This window comes from Mesorhizobium sp. M5C.F.Ca.IN.020.29.1.1 (genome assembly GCF_003997375.1).
In the GTDB taxonomy this organism is placed as follows: Bacteria; Pseudomonadota; Alphaproteobacteria; order Rhizobiales; family Rhizobiaceae; genus Mesorhizobium; species Mesorhizobium wenxiniae.
The window spans coordinates 1-9,364 of record NZ_RZSW01000230.1 but is presented as its reverse complement, the minus strand read 5'-3'; the positions used below and the strand labels follow the sequence as shown (position 1 = coordinate 9,364).

At 63.0% G+C, this 9,364-nt stretch carries 10 protein-coding genes and 1 pseudogene; 7 read left to right on the top strand and 4 right to left on the bottom strand.

Annotation, left to right across the window (positions count from 1 at the left end; translation table 11 throughout):
* On the bottom strand, window positions 1-1,644 hold a 1,644-nt coding region (locus tag EOA85_RS18930; RefSeq protein ID WP_127210745.1), incomplete at its 3' end, for an elongation factor G.
* Between the two features lie 345 nt (window positions 1,645-1,989).
* On the opposite strand from EOA85_RS18930, the gene EOA85_RS18925 reads away from it, so the two are divergent.
* Complete coding sequence (locus EOA85_RS18925) at window positions 1,990-2,385, top strand: cupin domain-containing protein (RefSeq protein WP_095519142.1); 396 nt, start codon at window positions 1,990-1,992, stop codon at window positions 2,383-2,385.
* A 59-nt stretch (window positions 2,386-2,444) separates the two neighbouring features.
* On the opposite strand, the gene EOA85_RS18920 is transcribed toward EOA85_RS18925, so the two are convergent.
* On the bottom strand, window positions 2,445-3,647 hold the full coding sequence (locus EOA85_RS18920) for a pyridoxal phosphate-dependent aminotransferase (protein WP_127210744.1): 1,203 nt from the start codon (window positions 3,645-3,647) through the stop codon (window positions 2,445-2,447).
* 206 nt (window positions 3,648-3,853) lie between these two features.
* On the opposite strand from EOA85_RS18920, the gene EOA85_RS18915 reads away from it, so the two are divergent.
* The 3 genes from EOA85_RS18915 to EOA85_RS18905 all read left to right on the top strand — a co-directional run bounded on the left by EOA85_RS18915 (window position 3,854) and on the right by EOA85_RS18905 (window position 6,321).
* Window positions 3,854-4,747 carry an EAL domain-containing protein gene (locus EOA85_RS18915; protein WP_127210743.1) on the top strand — a complete coding sequence of 298 codons (894 nt, stop codon included), beginning with the start codon at window positions 3,854-3,856 and terminating at the stop codon, window positions 4,745-4,747.
* Window positions 4,744-5,598 carry an EAL domain-containing protein gene (locus EOA85_RS18910; protein ID WP_029350093.1) on the top strand — a complete coding sequence of 285 codons (855 nt, stop codon included), beginning with the start codon at window positions 4,744-4,746 and terminating at the stop codon, window positions 5,596-5,598. The genes EOA85_RS18915 and EOA85_RS18910 overlap by 4 nt, the downstream gene beginning before the upstream one ends.
* A 111-nt stretch (window positions 5,599-5,709) precedes the next feature.
* Entirely contained in the window at window positions 5,710-6,321 is a 612-nt protein-coding gene (locus tag EOA85_RS18905; protein ID WP_127210742.1) for a glutathione S-transferase family protein, read from the top strand.
* A 318-nt stretch (window positions 6,322-6,639) separates the two neighbouring features.
* On the opposite strand, the gene EOA85_RS18900 is transcribed toward EOA85_RS18905, so the two are convergent.
* The gene (locus EOA85_RS18900; protein ID WP_023678332.1) at window positions 6,640-6,852 is read right to left on the bottom strand and encodes a cold-shock protein; all 213 of its coding nucleotides are present in this window, start codon (window positions 6,850-6,852) and stop codon (window positions 6,640-6,642) included.
* Between the two features lie 330 nt (window positions 6,853-7,182).
* Here EOA85_RS18900 and EOA85_RS18895 point away from each other — a divergent pair, with 330 nt between their 5' ends.
* Window positions 7,183-7,509: a hypothetical protein gene (locus EOA85_RS18895; RefSeq protein ID WP_127210741.1), complete on the top strand. Its 327-nt coding sequence runs from the start codon at window positions 7,183-7,185 to the stop codon at window positions 7,507-7,509.
* Between the two features lie 12 nt (window positions 7,510-7,521).
* On the opposite strand, the gene EOA85_RS18890 is transcribed toward EOA85_RS18895, so the two are convergent.
* Window positions 7,522-8,091, bottom strand: a complete 570-nt coding sequence (locus EOA85_RS18890; protein WP_127210740.1) for a methylated-DNA--[protein]-cysteine S-methyltransferase — start codon at window positions 8,089-8,091, stop codon at window positions 7,522-7,524.
* Window positions 8,092-8,271: 180 nt separating this feature from the next.
* Between EOA85_RS18890 and EOA85_RS18885 the strand changes: the two genes are divergently transcribed.
* Window positions 8,272-9,135, top strand: coding sequence for a lytic transglycosylase domain-containing protein (locus EOA85_RS18885; protein ID WP_127210739.1), 864 nt, complete (start codon window positions 8,272-8,274; stop codon window positions 9,133-9,135).
* Between the two features lie 5 nt (window positions 9,136-9,140).
* Window positions 9,141-9,364: pseudogene (locus EOA85_RS18880) on the top strand (GNAT family N-acetyltransferase); the annotation flags it as partial.

The window sequence follows — 9,364 nt, the reverse complement described above, 5'->3', positions numbered from 1 at the left end:
GACATCGACCACCGGAAAGCCGAGCGGGCCGGATTTCAAATAATCGCGCACGCCGGTCTCGACCGACTGGATGTAGGTCTTCGGCACGGCGCCGCCGGTGATGGTGTCGGTGAACTGGAAGCCGGAGCCGCGCGGTAGCGGCTTGATCTCGATCACCACGTCGCCGAACTGGCCATGGCCGCCCGACTGCTTCTTGTGGCGGCCGCGCTGCTGCGCCGTTTTGCGGATCGTCTCGCGATAAGGCACGGCCGGCGCATGGCCTTCGACCGGGATCTGGTTCTTGCCCTCCAGCCGCTCGCGCACGACACGCAGATGCATCTCGCCATGGCCCGACAGCACGGTTTCGGCCGAATCCTGATTGTGGCGCAGGCTGAGCGAGGGGTCTTCTTCGGCAAGTCGCTGGATGGCTGCCGACATCTTCACTTCGTCTTTGCGTTCCTTCGGGCGCAGCGCGAACGCAAAGACCGGCTGCGGCGGCATCAGCGTGACCAGTGGCTTGATGCCGCCCTTTGCCGAGCTCAAGGTCTGACCGGTCGTGACGTCGTCCAGCTTGCCGAGCGCGACCGTGTCGCCGGCCCTGGCCGAGGTGAGCTTGGTCTGGTCCTTGCCGAGCATTTTGTAGATGCCGGAGACTTTTGCCGTGGTGCCATTCGAAAGGAAGAGCTCGGAGGCGTCGGCAAGCTGGCCGGACAGGATGCGCGAGACCGACAGCTTGCCGCCATGCGCGGTGTGAATGGTCTTCATCACCTGGACCACGGTCGCATTGCCATCAGGTGCACCAAGGCGCTTGCGGGTCGCCTCGATGTCGGGCGCGTCGTGGCGGATCGTCTTCAACAGGCGCAGCACGCCATTGCCCTTCTCGGCGGTGCCGATCAGCACCGGCGTCACGGCGCCGTCACGCAGATCGGCGGCGAGGTCGTCGAAAATCGCGTCCTTCGGCGGCTCAATCTCTTCGAGAAGCTGCTCCATCAACTGGTCGTCATGATCGGCGAGCGTCTCCAGCATGGAAAAGCGCGCCTCCAGTTCGCGCGCCCTGTCGTCGCTGGGAATCTGGGCGACCTCGCTTTCGGCATATTCGCGATAGATGTAGGCGCGCTCCAGAGCGAGATCGATCGAGCCGATGACGACGCCGTTCTTGCGCAGCGGAATCTGGCGAAGCAGCAACGGCACCGAGCTTGCCGGCTGCAGCAACTTCAGCGTGTCGCGCACGCCTGATATCGCCTTATCGACCTTGTTGAGGAACATGATACGCGGCACGCCGAGATCGTCGAGCTTGCGCATGATCAGCTGCAGGGCAGGGATCTTCTTCTCGTCGGCTTCGGCGACGACCACGGCGATGTCGCAGGCGGCGAGGACCGGCTCTGCCTCGAAGGAGAATTCGATGGAGCCGGGACAATCGACGAAAGTGAGTTTCTCGCCCATGAATTCGGTGGTCGCAAACGTCGCCTCGACGCTCATGGCGTGGGCGCGTGCCTCGGGCGAATGATCGGAAACGGTGTTTCCCGAGGAAACGGGATTCTGGCGGGGAATGGCGCCCGTGCGGGCCAATATGGCTTCGAGAAGTGTCGTCTTACCGCTTGCAAAGGGACCGACTATGGCAATGCATTTCGGTCCCGTGCGTCGTCCTCCGGCGCGAGTTCCCATGACTGACCTCCACTCAGGCGTTTCCCTGGGAGCGGCGGCCGGCCTGTCGACCGTCGCGGGCGGGGCTTTTTTCAGTTTGCCACCTACCCAAAGGCATCGTCCCACGGGTTAGCCGGGAGGGCAAGGGATTTGAGGATCGCCTGATGTCGTGGATGTTGAGCCGTGATCGGCGAAGCCGTCGGATGCGAGCCCAGCCTCCCATCAAATCCCGCAACAAAGCCCGTCGCCGAACAGCCGCAAAAGCGGTTGCGCCGTGGTGGTTATCGGACGAAAGTGCCCGCTTCTTGCGACAAAAAGGAACGGCCGTCGCCGACCGATCCGCCGTCAGCCTGAGGACTCGCGACGATGAAGATCATTGCCTGCGGCAGCGTGCCGACCGCCATTGCGCCGGAAAAGTACTTCACCGGCCGCGTGTGGCAGACGCCAATCATCGAGAAGGAAGCGCCAGCGCGGCTGCGCGCCATCATGGTCAGTTTCGAGCCCGGCGCGCGTACCCACTGGCATACGCATCCGCTGGGCCAGACGCTCTATGTCATATCAGGCGCCGGCCTCGCGCAAAGCTGGGGCGAGCCGGTACAGGCGATCAGGGCCGGCGACGTCATTTCGTTCGCTCCTGATGAAAAGCATTGGCACGGCGCCGGCCCAAAATCGGCGATGGCGCATATCGCCATGCAGGAGGCGCTCGACGACGTCCATGCCGACTGGCTGGAAATGGTGACAGACGAGCAGTATGGCGGCTGAGGCTTTTTAGCCCACCAAACCCGACCGCGAGCCGGGTTTGGTGTTCGAGATGCGCCTGATCAGGTCAGCGAGGCGGCGAAGCGCTGGATGCGCGTGCAGGCCTCTTCGAGCAACGCCTCCGACGTGGCATAGGAGATGCGGAAGTTGGGGCCGAGGCCGAAGGCCGAACCGAACACCACCGCTACGCCTTCGGCCTCGAGCAGCTCCGAGCAGAAGGCCTCGTCGCTGTCGATCACCTTGCCGGCTTTGGTCTTCTTGCCGATCAACTGGGCGCAGGACGGATAGACGTAGAAAGCACCTTCGGGTGACGGACATGTGATGCCGCGCGCCTGATTGAGCATCGACACGACGAGATCGCGCCGAGCCTGGAAGATCGCCTTGTTTTTCGCAATGAAATCCTGCGGACCGTTCAGCGCCTCCACCGATGCCCACTGGGCGATGGTGCAGGCGCCGGAGGTCTGCTGGCCCTGTATAATATCCATTGCCTTGATCAGCGCCACGGGCCCGGCCGCATAGCCGATGCGCCAGCCAGTCATGGCATAGGCCTTCGAGACGCCGTTCATCGTCAGCGTGCGCTCATAAAGCTTCGGCTCGACCTCGGCGATGGTCTTGAAGACGAAGTCACCATAGATCAGGTGCTCGTACATGTCGTCGGTCAGCACCCAGACATCGGGATGCTTCAACAGCACGTTGGCCAGAGCGCGCAATTCAGACTCGGTGTAGGCAGCGCCCGACGGATTCGACGGTGAGTTCATCAACAGCCATTTGGTGCGCGGCGTAATCGCCTTTTCCAACGCCGCCGCCGTCAGCTTGAAGCCGTTGTCGATGGAGGTGTCGGCAAATGCCGGGGTGCCGCCGCAGATCGCTACCATCTCGGGATAGCTGACCCAGTACGGCCTCGGAATGATGACCTCGTCGCCGGGATTCAGCGTCGCCATAAAGGCATTGAATAGGATCTGCTTGCCGCCGGTGCCGACGATGGTCTGCTCCGGCCGGTAGTCGAGATTGTTCTCGCGCTTGAATTTTTCGACGATCGCCTCGCGCAGCGGCACGATGCCGGAAACCGGAGGATATTTCGTTTCGCCGCGGCGGATAGCCTCGATCGCAGCGTTCTTGATGTTGTCCGGCGTGTCGAAGTCCGGTTCGCCGGCACCCAACCCGATCACGTCTCGGCCGGCGTTTTTCAGCTCGCGTGCTTTCTGCGTCACCGCGATGGTCGCGGAAGGCTTTACGCGGGAAAGGACGTCAGCAAGAAAGGCCATGACGATGTTATCTCCTTGGGGATGCAGGCGGTCCATCTAACCGCGGCGCTTCTCATGTCGCATCATTCCGCCAAGCGCAAGCACTGTCGGATGAGCCAGATCTCAAATCCCCGGCAAATTCGGCAACAATAAATTCACCTACACGCGGTAAAACCCCGAGTGGCTGGATCACGATCCATTCCGCCAGTCTCGCAGAGCGAGGAACCGTGTCGCGCAGCATCGGGCATGACCATATCGTCCGTCATGACGACGGCACCGCCAGCGGTGTCTGGGGCATCTATACGCTGCAGAGCGCTTTCCAGCCGATCTTCGCCTTCAGCAACGGCAAATTGTCCGTCACCGGATTCGAGGGGCTGATCCGGCCGTTCCGCGACGGCGAGCCGCAGTCGCCGGTGAGCTTTTTCAACACCTGTCCAACGGTCGACCGCCTGCATATCGAGGCGCTGACAAGGACGCTGCATCTTTTGAACGCCGGCGCCTGCCTGCCGCAAGAGGCATTCATTTTCATTAACTTCGATCCGTCGGTGTTCACCGATCGCAGCATCGCTGACAAGGCGCTGCGCGACATGCGGCTGGTGCTGCATGAGGCTGAGATCGATGCGAACCGGGTCGTCTGCGAGGTGACCGAGCAGAAATCGGCGTCGCAGGAAACGCTCTACAATTTCGTCGAGGCACTCAGGGCCAACGGATTTCGCATAGCGGTCGACGACTACGGCGCCGACGAGTCCGACATCAACCGCATCAAGGAGCTCAGGCCGGACATCGTCAAATTCGATGCCCACTGGATCATGCAACTGATGGAGTCCGGCGCCGGTTTCGCACTGCTGACCGCCATGGTGGCAAGTTTCGAACAGCAAGGCATCCGCACCGTGTTCGAGGGCATCGAGGAGAGCTGGCAGCTTGAACTGGCTGAAAAATCGGGAGCCTCGATGGTGCAGGGATTCGCGCTGGCGCGCCCGGAGCTTGCGCCGACCAGCTTTCACGTCTTCGGCAAGGACAGGCAGATGCCGGTGGCAGTGCCCGATGCCGACGAGGTGCCTGCGACTGTCTCGCCTTCGCCGAGGCCGAAACGGGCTTTCGGACGCAAGGTGGTACTATGACCGGGCGGCCCGACAGGCGGCGCAATGTCGGCGAGGCAATCTTTGCCGACGAGGTCGGTATCGAATACGGCGTCTATGGCGCGTTCCGGCTGAGGAGCGCCTACCAGCCGATCTTCGCGCCGCGCGGCAGGTTTTTGAAGGCCGTCGCGGTCGAAGGCCTGATCGAGCCGCACCGCGCCGGCAGGTCGGTCGCGCCACGCGTATTTTTCGAGGGCGTACCCGTGGCGGATCGCCTGTTCGTCGAGACGATGTGCCGGGTGCTGCATCTCCGGAACTTCCGCAACATCGGCGTCGACGGGCTCGACCTATTCTTCAACTACAATCCGCTGATCAACGATGACCCCGGGCGAGCGCTGGCTGAGATCAGGCTGATGACCAGGCATCTCGCCGAGTTCGATCTGTACCCCGGCATGCTGGTCTGCGAAATCACCGAACAGGCGGCCGACGACAAGGTGCTCGTCAGCCTGGCGCGCGAGATGCGGCGTGACGGCATCCGCATCGCCATCGACGATTTCGGTACCGGGCATTCGACGGAAGAGCGGGTTGCGCTTGTCCGGCCCGACATCGTCAAGATCGACGGCACCTGGTTCGCGGAATTCTGTCGCCATGCCGCCGCCGAACGGTTTTTCCGGCCGCTGGTCTCCGCGTTGCACGACCGCGGCACCAAGGTGCTGGTCGAAGGCATCGAGCAATCCACGCATCTGCGCGTGGCACTCGACGGCGGCGTCGACCTGATGCAGGGTTTTTACCTTGCCCGGCCGGCGCTGGCCGGCACGAACTTCGACGAGGAGCCGCTGCCCATCGACAGGCTGCTTGGCAGGGACAACAACGTCGTGCCGTTGTTTGGGTGATCTATCAGCGGCGCTGATGGTTGGGCCAAAACAAATCACTGGAATAAGCCCTCGCTGCCAGGATAATTGCCGGTAAGGCGGCTCCCGAGGGGAGCGGCGATGGGAGCAAAAATGACCACACTCTATGGAATGATCGACAGCGGCAATTGCTACAAGCCGCGGCTGTTGATGGCCAAGCTCGGCATAGCTTTCACCAATGTCGAGGTGAGCTCGCACACCGGCGACACGCGCAAGCCCGACTATGTCGCCAAGAACCCGAACGCCATGGTGCCGCTGCTCGAGCTCGACGACGGCAGGCGGCTTGCCGAATCCAACGCCATCCTGCTTTACCTCGCCGAAGGCACGCGGTTCCTGCCGGCCGACAGATACGAGCGGGCGCTAACCTATCAGTGGCTATTTTTCGAGCAGTACAGCCACGAACCTTATATCGCGGTGCGCAAGGCCCTGCTCACCTTTCCCGAACGGGCCAAGGATGCGACGCCGGAACGGCTGGCGGTGACGCTGGAGCGCGGCAACAAGGCGCTCGGCGTAATGAACAAGCATCTGGCGGGCAGTGCGTTCTTTGCCGGTGAGGCATTGAGCGTCGCCGACATCGCGCTCTACGCCTATACGCATACGGCCGAGATGGGCGGTTTCCAGCTCGACGCCTATCCGGCGGTGGCGGCTTGGCTGAAACGAGTGGAGGCCGATCCGGGGCATGTGCCGATGGAGTGGCTGGGGTAGTACTGTCCTCACTCGTCGCCGCTTCGCGGCTCGCTCCGGGCAGGACGCACCAAAAGGCGCAACGCCCGGCGGGGCTTGCGGCCTTCGGCCGGGACACGAAAATCGAACAGAGATGGAATCCGAACAGCAAAAAGGCGGGACAAAATCCCGCCTTCCATGCTTGGAAGCCTGATCGGGAGCGTTTGGTCCGGGCCGGCAGCAATCTGCTGCTTCGGCTTGTCGGGATTTTCGCTCCGGTGCGCTTCTCGCGCGGCCGTCAGTACATCCGTGACTTGCCGCGCGCCCCGAGCTATCGCCCGGCGCGCGCCATTTGCAAAATCAGGCTGCCTTGCTCAGAGATCCAGCGGACGACTTGCCAGTGCGGCGGTCCTGCTCGATCTCGAAGTTGATCTTCTGGCCTTCGACCAGGGTCGACAGCCCAGCGCGCTCGACTGCGGAGATGTGGACGAAAACGTCCGCTCCGCCGCTGTCAGGCTGGATGAAGCCGAAACCCTTGGTGGAATTAAACCACTTGACCGTACCTGTTGCCATTTCGATAGTCCTTATACGTTTGCTTTAGCTTGACCGAACCGAAGTCCAGCCGGTTTGTATCGAGATTTTGGAGATAGACGTCAGCAAACGCGAATGTCGCGAGGCCCGGATCGATCGGCCGAAATATCAATGGACCTCATATAGTCCGCTTCTCCGCAAAAAACAAGACGGTACGAAAAAGGCGCTGAGCGGCGCTGCCCAAAGGCCGCCCCAATCGCGTGAAAGCCTTGCAACGTCGCGCGTTGCGGAGGGTTCGCATCGCCTATCGCGCACGTTGCGGGGAAGGATCGTGCCGCCTTCGGGCGTCAGGTCCTGTTTTGGGAGAGGACCATGAAAACTGTTCTGCTTGCCGCCTGCCTGACGCTGGTGGCCGCCGAGGCACAGGCGATCTCGCGCTACGATCCGAGCCGCATGAGCTGCGGCAGAGTGCGGGCGACGATCGCGCGAGAGGGCGCCGTCATCCTGCGTTACCAGTCGACGCGCACGCCGGGGCTGCCGCTCTACGACCGCTATGTGCGGAGCCAGGGTTTCTGCAACATGGGGGAGGTCAGGGCACGGGCGTCAGTGCCAAGCGCCGATTCGAAGTCCTGCATCGTCTACAAATGCAAGCGGGTGGACACAGACCGGCGTTTCCGCCGGCGCATCTTTCCGGACTAGCAACGTCCGGCCTCAGAATCCGAATGATACCTGCGCCGGCGGCGGCGGGCCGACACGCACGCCTTCCATCGCCAGCATCTTTCCCTTGGTGGTCGAGCCGCCCGGCGCAGAAAAACCGCCGATCTTGCCGCCGGCGGCAAGAATGCGGTGGCAAGGGATGACCAGCGGCACCGGGTTGGCGCCGAGCGCCGCACCCGTCTCACGCGCCAGCCCAGCATGGCCGGCGCGCTTGGCCAGTTCGCCATAGGTGGTGGTCTCGCCGAAGGCGAGCTTGCGCGCCGCGTCGTAGATGGCGAGGCGGAAATCGTCAACGCCGGTGAGATCGACCGGCACACCGGAGAAATCGATGTCTTCGCCGGCTGCATAGGCCTGTATCGACCCGATCAGCTCGGTAACCCATTGCGGTTGGGCGCTCGAACCGGCGCTGCCGGCATGGCGCAGCAGCCGGCGTTCCACCGCGTCGCGGTTGCGCTGGGGCAGGCAAAGCCTCGTCAGTCCGGCCTCGCTCCAGGCGATCCCCATGAAGCCGATCACGGTTTCGAAGACCGCGTGGCCGGCGGTGGCCCGAGAGGTGCTTTCCATGATGTGCTCCTTCCGCAGAAACGGATGGGAATCCAGTACATATCGAGAACGAGATATCGCATTTTCAGGTTGCTGTTGCCACCCGAAAATCATTCGAAGTCCACAACAGGCTGCGGATTGCCGGGGGAAAGGCGCTAGTGTAAGGACTTTCTTAACAGACGAACCGGACCCGAGCGCGGCTTGCCAGCAAAAATCATTTTTCCCGCGATCGGCTTGATGCTCGCTGCGGCCGGTCTCAGCGGCTGCAGCTCGACCTCGCAGACGAAGGCCGTTCCTTCCCTGACTGAAACCGCCGCCGCGGGCGCTGATGCCGGCTTTACGCTGGCTCTGCCCGACACGGTTTCGGTGCTGCCGGAATCGTCCGGCATCGCGCCTGTCCAGGCGGTGGCGCTGGCCGTCGCCCCCGCCGCGACGTCTGTCCAGCCAGCAGCCTTTGCCGGACCGACCCCGCTGGCCGCAACTGCACCTGCAGCCATGACGGCCGGTGCCGCCCCAGCCGGCGCAGCACCTGTCTATGCGACGGCCGCTGTCGCCATGCCGGTCACCGGCGAGACAGGCAAGACGATGCCCGGCGTTCAGCAGGCCGCCTATGTCGCGCCTGACGACCCATCCGCCCTGCTTTCGAGCAGCCCTGCCAAAGAGTATTCGGCGGGACCGCGCGGCGAGATCGAACGGCTGATCGAGAAATATGCCGTCCTCTACGAGGTGCCGGTCGATCTGGTGCGCCGTGTCGTCAGCCGCGAGAGCACCTTCAATCCCAAGGCCTACAATCGCGGCCATTGGGGGCTCATGCAGATCAAGCATGCGACGGCGCGCGGCATGGGCTATGACGGGCCGGCGAGCGGGTTGTTCGACGCCGAGACTAATCTGAAATATGCGGTGAAATATCTGCGCGGCGCCTGGCTGGTGGCCGGCGGTAACGCCAAGCGCGCCGACCGCCTCTACCAGAGCGGCTATTATTACGACGCCAGGCGCAAGGGCATGCTGGAAGAAACCGGCCTTGGCCGCGACCGCGGCCGCCGTCGCCTGCAGCCCGATGCCTGAACACCATGCCTGAGCCGCGCCCGCCGGCGCCGAACGACATAAGGCTGCGCAAGATCCTCGACGACACGCTTGCTCCGCCGCGCTGGCCGGAAGGTTTTTTCATGCGCGGCTTCGATGCCACCGACGCGCTCGCTTTGCATGCGCTGCTGACCACCGTGTTCGACGATGGCGCCGACGGGCCGTTCGACGAATGGTGGCCGCGAATTTCAAGCGACGCGGAATTCGACCC